At 64.4% G+C, this 13,325-nt stretch carries 9 protein-coding genes; 5 read left to right on the top strand and 4 right to left on the bottom strand.

From position 1 onward, the window contains the following. Nucleotides 1–6: 6 nt before the first annotated feature. Complete coding sequence (locus PXK01_RS15175) at nt 7–975, top strand: glucokinase (RefSeq protein ID WP_274860714.1); 969 nt, start codon at nt 7–9, stop codon at nt 973–975. 52 nt (nt 976–1,027) lie between these two features. Here the strand turns inward: PXK01_RS15175 and PXK01_RS15170 are convergent, their stop codons facing one another. The 3 genes from PXK01_RS15170 to PXK01_RS15160 all read right to left on the bottom strand — a co-directional run bounded on the left by PXK01_RS15170 (nt 1,028) and on the right by PXK01_RS15160 (nt 7,729). Continuing rightward, on the bottom strand, nt 1,028–4,513 hold the full coding sequence (locus PXK01_RS15170; protein WP_274860713.1) for a translocation/assembly module TamB domain-containing protein: 3,486 nt from the start codon (nt 4,511–4,513) through the stop codon (nt 1,028–1,030). Continuing rightward, nucleotides 4,510–6,321: an autotransporter assembly complex protein TamA gene (locus PXK01_RS15165; protein WP_274860712.1), complete on the bottom strand. Its 1,812-nt coding sequence runs from the start codon at nt 6,319–6,321 to the stop codon at nt 4,510–4,512. The genes PXK01_RS15170 and PXK01_RS15165 overlap by 4 nt, the downstream gene beginning before the upstream one ends. A 175-nt stretch (nt 6,322–6,496) precedes the next feature. After that, nucleotides 6,497–7,729: a urate hydroxylase PuuD gene (locus PXK01_RS15160; protein ID WP_274860711.1), complete on the bottom strand. Its 1,233-nt coding sequence runs from the start codon at nt 7,727–7,729 to the stop codon at nt 6,497–6,499. 117 nt (nt 7,730–7,846) lie between these two features. Here PXK01_RS15160 and PXK01_RS15155 point away from each other — a divergent pair, with 117 nt between their 5' ends. Beyond that, nucleotides 7,847–8,776, top strand: coding sequence for a LysR family transcriptional regulator (locus PXK01_RS15155; RefSeq protein ID WP_274846404.1), 930 nt, complete (start codon nt 7,847–7,849; stop codon nt 8,774–8,776). Nucleotides 8,777–9,057: 281 nt separating this feature from the next. Here the strand turns inward: PXK01_RS15155 and uraH are convergent, their stop codons facing one another. After that, complete coding sequence (gene uraH, locus PXK01_RS15150) at nt 9,058–9,414, bottom strand: hydroxyisourate hydrolase (protein WP_274846403.1); 357 nt, start codon at nt 9,412–9,414, stop codon at nt 9,058–9,060. 222 nt (nt 9,415–9,636) lie between these two features. Here uraH and puuE point away from each other — a divergent pair, with 222 nt between their 5' ends. The 3 genes from puuE to PXK01_RS15135 all read left to right on the top strand — a co-directional run bounded on the left by puuE (nt 9,637) and on the right by PXK01_RS15135 (nt 13,053). Further along, on the top strand, nt 9,637–11,052 hold the full coding sequence (gene puuE, locus PXK01_RS15145) for an allantoinase PuuE (protein ID WP_274846402.1): 1,416 nt from the start codon (nt 9,637–9,639) through the stop codon (nt 11,050–11,052). After that, the gene (locus PXK01_RS15140; protein ID WP_274846401.1) at nt 11,049–11,537 is read left to right on the top strand and encodes an ureidoglycolate lyase; all 489 of its coding nucleotides are present in this window, start codon (nt 11,049–11,051) and stop codon (nt 11,535–11,537) included. Before puuE ends, PXK01_RS15140 begins: the two co-directional genes overlap by 4 nt. An 88-nt stretch (nt 11,538–11,625) precedes the next feature. Next, nucleotides 11,626–13,053: a uracil-xanthine permease family protein gene (locus PXK01_RS15135; protein ID WP_274846400.1), complete on the top strand. Its 1,428-nt coding sequence runs from the start codon at nt 11,626–11,628 to the stop codon at nt 13,051–13,053. Nucleotides 13,054–13,325 lie beyond the last annotated feature (272 nt).

Raw genomic sequence — 13,325 nt, 5'->3', positions numbered from 1 at the left:
CGAGGAATGACGCAGGATCTGACCGTATTGGTGGGGGATGTCGGAGGCAGCAATACGCGGCTGGCCCTGGCCGGAGCGGAGATCGGAGTGACGGGTCTCAAGCATTTTGCCAATGACGGGTTTGCCAGCCTCGATGATGTATTGGCGGCCTATTGTAGGCAGCCGGATATGCCGCCTTTGCACGGATGCTGCCTGGCCGTTGCCGGTCCGGTCTATGGCGATGCCTATCGGTTGACGAACAGGGATTGGCAGGGAACGGCGGCTGATCTTGCCAGCGCGCTGCCGCTTGAGCCGGGCGGGCAGGTCCATGTGGTCAATGATCTTGCCGCCCTCGGGCATGCCTTGCCGGTCTTGATGCCGGGGCAGCTGTCGTCGCTGCGACCGGGGCGCCAGACGGGGGAGCAGGCGCTGGTTGCCGGGGTCGGGACCGGGTTCAATGTGGCGCTTTCGGTGGCGGGGCGCACGATCGAGGCGGAACTGGGCCATGCCAGCTTGCCGGAGCCTGTGGTGCGGGAATTGACACGCCTATTGCACCGCGATCCCAAGGAGTTTCCAAGTGTCGAAGAGCTGTTCTCGGGCCGTGGCCTGGTGCGCCTGCACAGTGCCATGGGCGGCGATCCGTCCGAAGGCGGTGCCGAGATCGTCGCGGCCTTCGAGGCGGGTGCAACGCATCCGGCACAGCAGAGCGTCACCGCCTGGGCGCGGCTTCTGGGGCTGTTTGCGCGGGAACTGGTGCCTGCCTATATGCCCGGACAGGGGATCTTCTTCGCCGGCAGCGTGGCGCGCGGCGTCTTGTGCACCGATGCGCGTACGGGCTTCCTGTCTGCCTTTGCCGAGCCGCAGGGCAAGCTTGCCGATCGCTGTGCTGCACTGCCGCTTTGGCTGATCACCGATGATGCCGCCGGGGTCAGCGGAACCGCGCGCTATGCGCTGGAGGCGGCCAAGGCCCGGCTTGGAGCGCTGGCACCGGCGTGAGTGGGCGGCCTGAGCGGGCACAGGCTGCGCCACCCTTCGTTGCAGGCAGGTCTCAGTAATCCCGTTTGAAGAAAAGGCCGACACCGGATTCGCCTTCGCTGTCGACCGTTCCGGTGACAGAGAGGCTGTCGGTCAGATCCAGGTTGAGGCTCAGCTCGCTTTGACCGCGGGTGTTCACATCCACATCCGTATAAAGGTTCTCGGAGAGGTATCCGCCCAGGCCCAGCCGCCCCGCGCCGATCCCGTCAAAGCCGAAATCGGCATCATCTGCTCCGGTGCCTTCGCGCAGGGTCTCCTGGGTCTTGCCGCCACGACCGCTCAGCGTCAGGGCAGAGGAGGCCAGACGCGCCAGGGCCAGCGGGGACAGATCCTTGATGTTGTCCCCGAACAGCAAGAGCGCCAGGGCTTCTTCGCTGGGCCGGGGGGGATCGGAAGTGACCTTGATGTCGGGCGCATCCGTGGGCCCCGAGATTTCCAGCGTCGCGCTGCCCTGTTCCGTCTGGGCGCTGGAGCGGAACTCCAGGTAGGGGGTGAGGTCACCCAGAAGCGTCACCTGCCCGTCATCCAGGGTCAGGCGGCGGCCCAGAATGTCGAAACTGCCCCGGATCAGCCCGATCTGGCCGGAGGGGACAGGGGCAGCGGTTGTGCCCTGCAGGTGAATGCGCCCGCCAAGTTCCGCGCGCAGACCGCGTCCCCGGGCAAAGATCTTGCCCGGCGCATCGATCACCACGTCCAGCGCCGTCGTGCTGCGTCCTGCGGCGGCAGCGCCCTGTTCGGCCGAGGCAATCAGCCCGGCGCGGGCGCGTGTGGCCTGCACGGCGGCGGGGGCACCGATATGCTGGATCGGAGGGATCGGTGCCGCGGTGACAGAGCCACCGGTGGCATTGAGGTTGAGATTGGTCTCTCCCACGTCGATCCGCCCGGCTAGGCGGGAGGCACCGCTCAGGGCCCCGTTCAGGCCAAGGCGCCCGTTGAGGCGGGTATCATAGCTCAGATGATCGCTCATCAGCAGATCCGACAGCAGAATGGTCAGATCCGCCTGATAGGGGGCGGTCAGCGCCACCGGACCCGAGAGCCGCAGGGTACCGCTTTTGCCGGGTTCGGCTGACAGGTTTAGAAGGGCGCGGGCGTTTTGCAGGGAGATCTGTGCGTCGATCTCATCGACGCGCTGCCCGGCGGCAGGCAGCGCCAGGGTGGCGCCGCTGGTGGTTACGGTTCCGGTCAGGTTGTGCAGCGTTGGCAGGCCGGTCATCGCCAGATCAAACCGGGCCAGCCCCTTGGCCAGATTGGGCTTGATGAAGGGATTGGCGCCCTCCAGCCGCAATTGCCCCGTGGCAACCATATCGAGCTCTCCGCGCGGCTCGGAATAGCTGCCGGTCAGCGTGGCGCTGGCCTCGGCCGGGGCGGTTGCCTGGGCGTTCAGGTCCCAGATCCCATCCTGGCGGCGCGCCGATCCAGTGGCGGTCAGCGCCCCTGCCAGTTCCGGCACGAAGCGCTGCAAGTCGTTCAGGGCGGCCTCGAAGGTGAATTCGGCCTGGCCATCGACTGTCACGCTACCATTCAGCACAGCCGAGGAGGAATTTGGTCCACGCAGCGCGGCCTGGCCTGACAACTGGTCACCGCTGCGGGTCAGATCGGCGGAAACCTCCAACGGTCCCGGCGCCTCTGGGACAAGTCGTTGTAGGTCCTCCAGCCGTGCGGCAAGGGACAGCTGTCCGGACCGGCTGTCCAGGCGGCCGCTGGCCTGGGCGGTCAGCACCGCGCCCTCCAGTGTCATCTGATCGATGCGCAGGCCCGTCTCGTTCCGCGCGGCGCGCAGCACGAGGCTGGTGGTGCCGGGCAGGACCGTGTCAAGTTGCGCCAAGCCGCTCTTGAGATCCTGCCCTGTGAGGGTCAGATCGATGTCAAACGCCCCGGACAACGGGGTGAGCGCGCCGCCCACTTTGGCCTCGGCCCTGCCACCCAGGGGGCGCCCAGCCAGATCGGCAAATCGCGCAAGATCGCCGGATGCGGCATCCAGCTGCGTGATGATGGTGAGATCACTTGCAAGCGCAGAGATCGCCAGATCGCCGGCCGCGCGGAGGTCGGCCCCTGTCAGGGTCATATCGGTCAGGGTCAGCGCATCTGCCCCTGCGGTGCTGAGGTGTGTGGTCAGGGCAAGACTGTCCCCAATCGCGCGGGCAAGGCCGGGGTCCTGCGGCTCGACACCTTCGAGCGCCAGGCTCAGATCGCCCTGCAGATCCCGGTTCCCGTTGCTGTCGACTGTGTCCCCGAGGGTGCCGACGCCCTGCAGGCGCGCCTCTTTCAGGCGCAAATCCGGGTGGGTGAGCTGCCGCAGGCTGCCCTGCAGGGACCAATCCCCGGCTTCGGTCTTTTGGGCGTGGATCTCTGCCCCGGCCAGCGTCGTGGCACCACCTGGCACCGGCAGGAGGATCTGTGCCGCGCCCGCAGGCGGCGTGATCGTGGCCTTGATGTTTGCGGTGCTGAGCGCCCCTTGCGCCGTGCTGGCAAGGGATCCGGTCAGACGCAGCGCATCGGTGGTCAGCACCAGGGTGTCCAGCGTCACACCGCCGCCCGTTTCTGTCTGTCCGCGTGTTACAAAACGCAGGCCCGGGCCAAAGAAGCTGCGATAATCAGGCTGCAGCAGCGGATCGATATTGCCGCCAAGATCGGCATAAAAGGCAATCCCTGTTGGCTCAGGCTGGGCGTCCGCATCCCCGGCAGGTTGCGCCGCCCCGGCCAGAACGACCTGCCCTGAGAGGCGGCTTTCTCCGTTGCTGAACAAGGCGATATCGGCGCTGAAATCACTGATTGGACCGTTGCCCTTGGCCGTCAGCGTCAGATTGGGGCGGTCCGGCAGGTCGAGAAGGGCGGACATCAGACCATCGGCGCCTTCGGTCAGCGACAGATCCAGGTCGATCTGTCGCGTGCTGCTCGCATAGCCTGCCATGAGGTTCAGGCGGTCGTCGGGTCGGTCCAGCCGTGCGGCCTCCAGCTGCGTATGCAGGGCGCCATCGGCCAGGCTGAGGCTCCCCTTCAGCGACAGGCTTGCGGGCTGGCCAAGGAGATCGGCGCCAAGGTCCACCCGGCCTGCGCGGATCTCTCCCAGCTCTACCGCGACGGGCAGGTCCGGCAGCACCAGGGGTGTCGCTTCGGGGCTGGGCAGCGCGGCATCGCCGGCAACGGGTGAGGGTCTGCGCAGAAGGCTGATCGTCTCGGCGCTGAGAGTGTTGACGGAAAACCGCCCCTGCAGCAGGGCCAGCCGGTTCCAGTCCAGCTTTGCCCCTTCGATCATCAGCCAGATGCCATCGTCATCGGCGACGGTCAGCTGCTCGATCGCAGCTTGGGAGGAGAGTGCCCCCGTCAGCCCGGTGACGGTGATATAGCGGTTGTCGCCGGAAAGGCTGTCTTCAAGGAAGTCGACCAGCAGTCCGCCACTGTCGGAGCTGTCCTGTGCCTGCAGCGGGGTGACACCGGCGACAAGCAGCAGCGATGCCGTCAGTCCGGCGATCCGGGGAAGAGTAAGAAACCTGCTCAAAACGCCTGTCCTATCCCGATGTAGATCTGCGCCCCATCGGTACTGCCGCCAGAGACCGGATAGGCCAGATCCACCCGGATCGCGCCGATCCCGGCCACCAAATAGCGCAGCCCCAGCCCAGCGCCAGCGTGACTGGAGGAGTCGGACGAGATGATGCTATCCGCATCCACGTAGGCCATATCATAAAATCCCACCAGCGAGATCTTGTCGCTGATCCGACCCCTGACCTCGGCAGACAAAGCAAGATAGCCGCGCCCGCCCGCCGTGCTGCCTGCCACCGGCACGCCGAGCGATTGATACTCATGACCGCGCACCGAACCGCCGCCGCCAGAGAAGAACAGCATGGTCGGAGACACACCGCTATGGGATGGGCCGATGACGGATCCAAGCTGCGCCCGCCCGGCCAGAACGATGCGATCATCGGCGCCAAAGCCGCGATAGGCTCTGGCATCCATCGTGATCCTTGCGCCGGGATCGCTGCCCTCCAGTCCGAAAAACGGGGTGAAGCTGGCGCTCAGGAACCGGCCGGAGGTGGGATCCTGCGCGCTGTCGCGCCCGTCGTATTCGGCGCGCAGGTTGGCAAAGGCGTATTTGAACCGGCGCTTGCCAAAGGCATCCTCCGCCAGAATGGAGGTGGCACCGAGCACCGCTTCGCCGCTCAAACGCTGGGAATAGACCCGGCGCAGACCGATCCCGCCCATGGCTTCGGTGGCGGTGTAATGTTCCTGATCCAGGCTTTCGGCCTCCACCAGGTAAAAGAGATTGTCATCGGGCCCCAGGGTGGCGGGGCGATCCAGCCGCATCGCAAAGCGCCCGTCCATGTCGCTGCTGCCGCCAATGCCGCTGATCTTGGCCTCAATGCGCAGTTTTTCGGCCGCGCCAAACAGGTTGCGATGCATCCAGCTGGCAGAGACAGAGGCGCCTTCGGTCGAACTCATCTCGGCGCCGAAGGTCAGCCTGCGCGGCGGCATGTCCTGAACCTGTGCGGTTATATCCAGGGTGCCGTCGGGGTTGGCCCGATCCGCTTCGCGAAAGGCGACAGAGGCAAAGCTGCCGGTGCGGCGCAAGCGGCTGGCCGAGCGACTGAGATCATCCGGGTGATAGATCTCGCCATGGGGGAAGCCCGCAATGGCGCGGATCGCCTCTTCGCGCACGTCACTGGGGCCTGCCACCGTCAGAGTGCCAAAGCGCAGCTGTGGCCCGGGATGGATTTTCAAACGCGCGTTCAGCTGCGCTGTGCGGTGATCGGCGGTGATCGTTTGCCCGGCCAGCGCGGCCTTGGCGTGACCCGCCTGCCGCCAGGCGCTGATCCCGGCATTGGCGGCATCGCGCAGGACGCCGGTGCTGGCCGGGGCGCCGCTGGCGAACCCGTCTGGCAGCGCGCTGTCGCTGGCCGTGGGCCAGGGTTGCACAGCCGCCGTGCCAAAGGTGAAAGCGGGGCCGGGGGTCACGGTGATTTCGATCCGCTCGATCCGGGCCGGGGGCTGGATCGGATCGATCCCGGCGGCTTCGCGCCCGTCCAGGCGGATCGTCACCACTGGCGCAAAATGCCCGGCATCGTAAAGAACCTGCACCAATGTGCGGTAATCCGAGAGGGCGGCCGCCAGAAGATCCTGGACATCTGCGCCCGCCCGCGATGCGAGCACGGCAGAGGAATCTTCCAGCCGTGCCGTAAGATCTGTGGGGGCGTTCGGTGCAATCAGGGCGGTTTCCGCCGCCTGTGCTGCCCCCGCGACAACAGATCCGCACAGCAGCAGGGACTGCGCCATCCCCGAAAGGCTGGAGCGAATTCGCGGTCTTGGCAACATCTGATCTCCGGGCAGCGGCAAGGCGGTGTATCACCTCTTTCGGGCAGACCGTATCACAGCAAGACCCGAGGTACACCCATCCCGCAAGGCAGTCGCCGCCGCACGAAGGGCGGGCGGCGGAATGATGCGCATCAGGGTAGGAAAAGGGCCGCCTGCAGCTATAACTGCCTGCCGCCTACATCTGCGCGGCGCGGAACCAGCGGCGGATGGCGGCGCGATCCTCGGGTTCCATATAGGTGATATTGGCGGGCGGCATGGCATGGGTGAGGCCTGCCTGCAGGTAGATCTCGCGGGCGCGGCGGGCCACATCGGCTTCGGTTTCCAAGAGCACCCCCTTGGGGGCGGTGCGGATGCCGTCCCAGAAGGGCTCGCGTGCGTGGCACATGCTGCAGCGGCCCATGACGATCTCATGCACCTCTTCGAAACCGTCTGTGGTGGCCAGAACCAGGGCCGTACCGCTCAGGGCGGCGGTCTCGGTCTCTTCGTCGCCGTCATGTTCCAGCCCGGCGCTGGACAGGATGATGACGCCAAGGAACAAGAGTGCCGTCACCGCCCAGGTCCAGACGGGGTTGCCCGCGCGGGCGTGGCGGGTGTTGAAGTAATGCCGGATGGTGACGCCCATCAGGAAGACCAGCGCCGCGATCAGCCAGTTGTACTCACTGGCAAAGGCCAGCGGGTAATGGTTGGACAGCATCAGGAAGATGACCGGCAGGGTCAGGTAGTTGTTATGGGTCGAGCGCAGCTTGGCGATCTTGCCGTATTTTGCATCCGGGCTGCGGCCCTCTTGCAAGTCCTTCACCACGATGCGCTGGTTCGGCATGATGATGAAAAAGACATTCGCGGTCATGATGGTGGCGGTGAAGGCGCCAAGGTGCAGCATCATGGCGCGTCCGGTGAAGACCTGGTTCAATCCCCAGCCCATTGCCACCAGCAGCAGGAACAGAAGCACCATCAAGAGGGTCGGGCGCTCGGCCAGGCCGGATTTGCACAGGCGGTCATAGACGATCCAGCCGATCGAAAGGGTCGCCGCCGAAATCGCGATCCCCTGCCAGAGGGTCAGCTCCGCCTTGGACTGGTCGATGAGATAGAGCTCGCCGCCCGCCCAGTAGACCACCATCAGAAGGGCAAAACCGGACAGCCACGTGGAATAGCTCTCCCATTTGAACCAGGTGAGGTGCTCGGGCATCTCGGAGGGCGCCACCAGGTATTTGCGGATGTGATAGAAGCCGCCGCCATGGACCTGCCATTCCTCGCCATGGGCGCCGGGGGGCAGATCGGGGGCCTTGCGCAGGCCAAGGTCCAGCGCGATGAAATAGAAGGAGGATCCGATCCAGGCAATCGCCGTGATCACATGCAGCCAGCGGACGGCAAAGCCGAGCCAATCCCACATCATCACCAGTTCAAACATGCGCATAGATCCCTGTATTTCTGCTGCCGTCCTAGACTAGGCAAAGTGGCTTTTATTCGGTATTGCGGATAAATTCCAAACTGCATCAAAAAAACCAGAAGAATAGAGCCGACCTCCATGTCTTATCTCGACAATATACGCACCTTTGTCCGTGTCTATGAGCTTGGCTCGATGTCGGCGGCGGGGCGGGATCTGAGGATCTCTCCGGCTGTAACTTCAGCGCGGATTTCCCAGCTTGAGGATTATTTGGGCGTGCGGCTGTTCCAGCGCACCACCCGCAACCTGACCGCAACCGAGCAGGGACAGGTGTTCTATTCCGGTGCGGTTCAGGTGCTGGAGGCGGTGGATCAGGCCGAGGCCAAGGTGATGCATCTGACCGATGCGCCGCGCGGCACGCTGTTTGTGGCGGCGCCCCTGGGGGTGGGGCGGCGTCTGGTGGCGCCTGCGGTGCCGGAATTTCTGGCGGCCTACCCCGAGATCAACCTGCGGCTGCGCCTGTCGGATCGGGCGGTGGACCTGACCACCGAAGGGCTGGATCTGGCCTTTTTCCTGGGCCAGCCAGAGGACAGCAACCTCAGGATCCGCAAGATCGCCGATTGCAAACGGGTGCTCTGCGCGGCGCCGGAGTATATTGCCCGGCACGGCATGCCCCGGGATGGGGCGGCGCTCTTGCGCGAGGGGCACAATTGCCTGAACCTGCGCTATCCCGGTGCCAGCGAGTTTCAATGGATGCTGCAGACACCCGAGGGGCCCCAGCGCTTTGCGGTGGCGGGGCGATATGAATGCGACGATGGCGACGTGCTGACCGACTGGGCGCTGGCGGGCGAAGGGATCGCCCTGAAACCGGTCTTCGAGGTGGCCACTCATCTGGCGGAGGGGCGGCTGGTGCCCGTGGCCTGTGAGACGCCTCCGGTTCCGGCGCAGATGGCCTGTCTCTATACCCATCGCCGCCACCAGGACCCGAAGACGCGATTGTTCATGGATTTCATGACCGAGCGTATGGCGCGGGCCATGCGGCTGGCGGAAGGATCGGTGGGCAGCGCCTAGGGGCGGGGATCTCCCGCCTCTGAAGGGGCCTTGCGGCCCATTGCAGAGTTGGGCCTGGCGCTGCTGCGCAGCGCTGTAGGTGTAGGGATGCGCTGCTGCGCAGCGCTGTAGGTTTAGGGACGCGCTGCGCGGCAGCGCTCAGGAATGCTGAGAAGCGGTTCAGGGGCAGGTCTGCCCTGAACGCGCCAGGTCCAGTGTCAGGCGCAGATCTCCGCCTCAAGGGCAAGGCGCGCGAAGCGCGCAGGCTGCGCCTCCCTTGACCCGGAGATCTGCAGGGGGCGTTAACTGCCGCGGTAGGTGGAATATCCGAAGGGCGATAGCAGCAGTGGCACGTGATAGTGCGCCGCTGGATCGCTGATGCCAAAGCGGATCGGGACGATGTCGAGAAACAGCGGATCCTCGGCGCCCTGGCCTGTTGCGCGCAGATAGCCGCCCGCGTCGAACTCCAACTCGTAGGCGCCGGGGGCAAAGTCATCCTGGGGCAGGATCGGTGCATCGGTGCGCCCGTCGTCATTGGTCTGCATCTGGGCGAGCTGGAAACGGCTGCCGCCCTCCACTCGGTAAAGGGTGATCGTCATCCCGGCGGCGGGGCAACCACGTGCGGTGTCCAGGACATGGGTGGTGAGGTATCCGGTCATTGCCTGTTTCCTAAGCTAATCCACTTCTGTGCCGCTTCTTCCTGCACCAAGTCGCATCATTGGGCAAATGAGCCGCGATTGACAGTGTATTCGTTAAATTTTGAAAAAGGCGGACTGTCTTCTGCCATTATAAGGATAAACGTAGATGAGCCCGGCGACGGGTCTAGTGGCATGTCCGCGCAGAGTTGCGACTTTTGGCTGCCCAGGGAAAGAGACGCAGAGATGAACAGATATCCACGCGATATGATCGGCTATGGGGCGACGCCCCCGCATGCGGCCTGGCCGGAAGACGCGAAGATCGCGGTGCAATTCGTATTGAACTACGAAGAGGGGGGAGAAAACTCCATCCTGCATGGCGATGGCGGATCGGAAGCCTTCCTGTCTGATATTGCAGGGGCGGCGTCCTGGCCGGGTCAGCGGCATTGGAACATGGAGTCGATCTATGAATACGGTGCGCGCGCAGGCTTCTGGCGGCTGCACCGCCTGTTCACCTCGGCAGCAATCCCGGTGACGATCTACGGGGTGGCCTCGGCCCTGGCGCGATCCCCGGAACAGGTTCAGGCCATGAAGGCCGCCGGTTGGGAGATCGCCAGCCACGGGCTGAAATGGGTCGAACACAAGGACATGCCAGAGGAGGAAGAGCGCGCTGCCATTGCCGAGGCGATCCGCCTACATACCGAAGTTGTCGGAACGCGTCCGCGCGGCTGGTACACAGGCCGCTGCAGCAGCAACACCGTGCGGCTGGTGGCCGAGGAGGGCGGCTTTGACTATATCTCGGATACCTATGATGACGATCTGCCCTACTGGCTGGAGGTCGGGGAACGCGATCAGTTGATCATCCCCTATACGCTGGAGGCAAACGACATGCGTTTTGCCACGGCGCCGGGATACATCACCGGAGAGCAGTTCTTTCAGTATCTGAAGGATGCCTTTGATGTGCTCTATGCCGAAGGGGAGGCAGGCGCACCCAAGATGATGTCGGTGGGGCTGCATTGCCGCCTGATCGGGCGGCCGGGCAAGATCGCAGGCCTGAAACGCTTCCTTGACTATATCCAGGCCTTTGAGGGCGTCTGGTGTCCCCGCCGGATCGATATTGCCGAGCATTGGGCGAAGACCCATCCGCATCAGCGGCGGCAGCGGCCCAGCCGGATGCAACGAGACAGCTTTGTTGCGGCCTATGGCGGGATTTTCGAGCACTCGCCCTGGATTACAGAGCGCGCCTTTGATCTGGAACTGGGGCCTGCCCATGACACCGCCCTGGGGCTGCACAATGCGCTGTGCCGCATGTTCCGCTCTGCCAGCGAGGAGGAACGGCTTGGCGTTCTGACCGAGCATCCCGATCTGGCCGGGAAACTGGCGGCGGCCAAGCGTCTGACCGCCGAAAGCACCTCTGAGCAGGCCAGCGCTGGGCTGGATGCCTTGACGGATGAGGAGCGCGAGACCTTCACGCGCCTGAATGCCTCTTACGTGGAAAAGCACGGCTTTCCCTTCATCATCGCGGTGCGCGATCACGACAAGGCGTCGATCCTGGCGGCCTTTGAACGACGCATCGGCAATTCCCGCGAGGTGGAATTTGACGAAGCCTGCCGCCAGGTGGAGCGCATCGCCGAGTTCCGGCTGAAAGACATCCTGCCATGAGCGAGGTCATCGAGATCCAGCCGATCACTGCAGAGGGTTTCAAACCCTTCGGAGATCTGATCGATACTGCAGGCGCGCCGGACAAGATCATCAACCAGGGGCTCTGCGGGCGATATCACGACCGCGCCACACTGGATTTCTCGGACGGTCGGGCAGGGGTGAGCCTGTTCAAGGCCGAACCGCGTCAGCTGCCGCTGAGGCTTGAGATGGTGGAACGGCACCCGGAGGGAAGCCAGGCCTTTATCCCGATGAGCGAACACGGCTTCCTTGTGATCGTTGCCCAGGATTTGGGCGATCGACCCGGCAGGCCGCTGGCATTTGAGACAGAGCCGGGACAGGTCCTCAATTTCCATCGCGGCACCTGGCACGGTGTGTTGACGCCGCTGGCGGCACCGGGCCTTTTTGCCGTGGTGGATCGGATCGGACCCGGCGCGAACCTGCAGGAGCACTGGTTCGATACCCCATATGAGGTGAGGCGCCCGTGACGGGCGCCTTGTCTTTTGTCAATCCGCCCGCGCAAGAGGCGGAAATTTGAACAAAGCCAATACACTCAACAGTAGAGGGATGATGAAAATGGCAGATGGTTCCATCGGAACGGCGGCAGAGCTGCGCGATCCGAATTACACACCGCCGCTCGCGAAGGCGGTACCGCTGGGGATCCAGCATGTGCTTGCGATGTTTGTATCCAACGTGACCCCGGCGATCATCGTGGCGGGGGCTGCTGGCTTTGGTTTTGGTTCCAACTCTCCGGATTTTCCGGAGCTTCTGTACATGATCCAGATGTCGATGCTGTTTGCCGGGGTGGCAACCCTGCTGCAAACCATCACCCTGGGGCCGGTCGGCGCGGCGCTGCCAATCGTGCAGGGCACCAGTTTTGCCTTTCTGCCGATCATGATCCCGCTGGTGGCCGGAAAAGGCGTCGATGCGCTGGGCGCGCTTTATGGGGGTGTGCTGATTGGCGGGCTGTTCCATGCGGCCCTGGGTCTGTTCATCGGCAAGATACGCTTTGCCCTGCCGCCCCTTGTGACGGGGCTGGTGGTGACCATGATCGGGCTGGCGCTGGTGAAGGTGGGGATCCAATACGCCGCAGGCGGTGTGCCTGCCATCGGCAAGCCGGAATATGGCTCGCTCCTGAACTGGTCGGCGGCGCTGGTCGTGATCGTGGCGACCCTGGGGCTCAAGTTCTTCGCCCGTGGCATGCTGTCGGTTTCGGCGGTGCTGCTGGGGCTGATCATCGGCTATATCTACGCGCTGATGGTGGGCATGGTGAGCTTTGAGGCGATTGGCACCAGCTGGTCGCGCGCCGCCGGTTTCGCCCTGCCGGTGCCGTTCAAATACGGCTTCGAGTTCTCCTTTGCCGCCATTATCGGCTTTTGCCTGATGGCCTTTGTTTCGGCGGTGGAGACCGTTGGCGACGTAAGCGGCATCACCCGTGGCGGCGCCGGGCGTGAAGCTACCGACAAGGAGATTGCCGGGGCGACCTATGCCGATGGTTTTGGCACGGCGATTGCGGGGATCTTTGGCGGCTTGCCAAATACTTCCTTCAGCCAGAACGTGGGTCTGATTGCCATGACCGGGGTGATGAGCCGCCATGTGGTGACCTGCGGTGCGATCTTCCTGATCATCTGCGGTCTGGTGCCCAAGGTGGGGGCCATCATCCGCACCATCCCGATCGAGGTTCTGGGCGGCGGTGTCATCGTGATGTTCGGCATGGTTGTTGCGGCGGGTATCTCGATGCTCTCCGATGTGGATTGGAACCGGCGCAACATGGTGATCTTTGCAATCGCCCTGTCGGTGGGGCTGGGCCTGCAGCTGGAGCCTGGTGCGGTGCAGTACCTGCCCAACACGCTGCGGATCCTGATGACCAGCGGCTTGCTGCCTGCAGCGGTGATTGCCATCGTGTTGAACCTTGTCTTGCCCGAGGAACTGCCGGGCAGCGCGACCGAGGAAGTCTCGGGTGGCATGTCCGGTCAGGGGCAGGGCAGCCTTGGCGGCAAATGACCGCGATCCTGGGCAGGCGGCTCCCGCCTGTCCTGCGATCATCACAGATGATCTGGCCCAGTTGGGCCCGGCGCCGCGCTATCGCGCGGCGCTTTTCTTTTTGCTGAGAGGTGGCTGAAGGGCAGGTCTGCCTTCAGCCACCGGTGCCAGCCTATCGGCCTGGTCTCGGCCTCAAGGGTGAACCACGCCGGGGCGCGGCAGCTCTGCTGCCCTTGACCCCGAAACCAGACCTTGGACCCGGAAGTGAAGCTCGGGAATGGGCGCGACCGCAC

It is taken from the genome of Phaeobacter sp. PT47_59 (assembly GCF_028890025.1).
GTDB lineage: Bacteria > Pseudomonadota > Alphaproteobacteria > Rhodobacterales > Rhodobacteraceae > Phycobacter.
The sequence above is the reverse complement of the archived record's forward strand: the minus strand, read 5'-3'. Positions and strand labels throughout refer to the sequence as shown.

Coding starts and splice junctions, on each gene's coding strand:
- PXK01_RS15175 (WP_274860714.1), top strand. CDS start 7: ATGACGCAGGATCTGACCGTATTGGTGGGGGATGTCGGAGGCAGCAAT.
- PXK01_RS15165 (WP_274860712.1), bottom strand. CDS start 6,321: ATGTTGCCAAGACCGCGAATTCGCTCCAGCCTTTCGGGGATGGCGCAG.
- PXK01_RS15160 (WP_274860711.1), bottom strand. CDS start 7,729: ATGTTTGAACTGGTGATGATGTGGGATTGGCTCGGCTTTGCCGTCCGC.
- PXK01_RS15155 (WP_274846404.1), top strand. CDS start 7,847: ATGTCTTATCTCGACAATATACGCACCTTTGTCCGTGTCTATGAGCTT.
- uraH (WP_274846403.1), bottom strand. CDS start 9,414: ATGACCGGATACCTCACCACCCATGTCCTGGACACCGCACGTGGTTGC.
- puuE (WP_274846402.1), top strand. CDS start 9,637: ATGAACAGATATCCACGCGATATGATCGGCTATGGGGCGACGCCCCCG.
- PXK01_RS15140 (WP_274846401.1), top strand. CDS start 11,049: ATGAGCGAGGTCATCGAGATCCAGCCGATCACTGCAGAGGGTTTCAAA.
- PXK01_RS15135 (WP_274846400.1), top strand. CDS start 11,626: ATGGCAGATGGTTCCATCGGAACGGCGGCAGAGCTGCGCGATCCGAAT.